Raw genomic sequence first — 661 nt, forward strand, 5'->3', positions numbered from 1 at the left:
GGGCTTTATAATGAAGACGCTCTTTATGAAGCTTTAGAAACTAAAAAAGTGCGTTGGCTTGGCATTGATGTCTTTTCTAAAGAGCCTGGCATTCACAACAAGCTTTTAGACTTGCCTAATGTTTATGCGACCCCCCATATTGGTGCGAACACTTTAGAATCCCAAGAAGAAATTTCCAAACAAGCCGCTCAAGGGGTTATGGAATCTTTAAGGGGTTCAAGCCACCCGCATGCTTTGAATTTACCCATGCAAGCTTTTGATGCGAGCGCAAAAGCCTACTTGAATTTAGCGCAAAAACTGGGTTATTTTTCCAGTCAAATCCATAAGGGCGTGTGTCAAAAAATTGAGCTCAGTCTTTGTGGGGAGATCAACCAATTTAAAGACGCCCTTGTAGCCTTTGCGCTAGTGGGGGTGTTAAAACCTGTTGTAGGGGATAAAATCAATTACATTAACGCCCCCTTTGTGGCCAAAGAAAGAGGCATTGAGATTAAGGTTAGCCTTAAAGAAAGCGCTTCGCCCTATAAAAACATGCTCTCTTTAACTCTAAATGCGGCTAATGGTTCAATCAGCGTGAGCGGCACGGTGTTTGAAGAAGATATTTTAAAACTCACTGAGATTGATGGGTTTCATATTGATATAGAGCCAAAGGGCAAAATGCTTT

General features: G+C 41.8%; 1 protein-coding gene. It reads left to right on the forward strand.

The window, feature by feature from the left end:
• On the forward strand, positions 1 to 661 hold a 661-nt coding region (locus IE271_RS44580; protein WP_268256283.1), incomplete at both ends, for an NAD(P)-dependent oxidoreductase.

This window comes from Streptomyces minutiscleroticus, from assembly GCF_014650875.1.
Classification (GTDB): Bacteria; Actinomycetota; Actinomycetes; order Streptomycetales; family Streptomycetaceae; genus Streptomyces; species Streptomyces minutiscleroticus.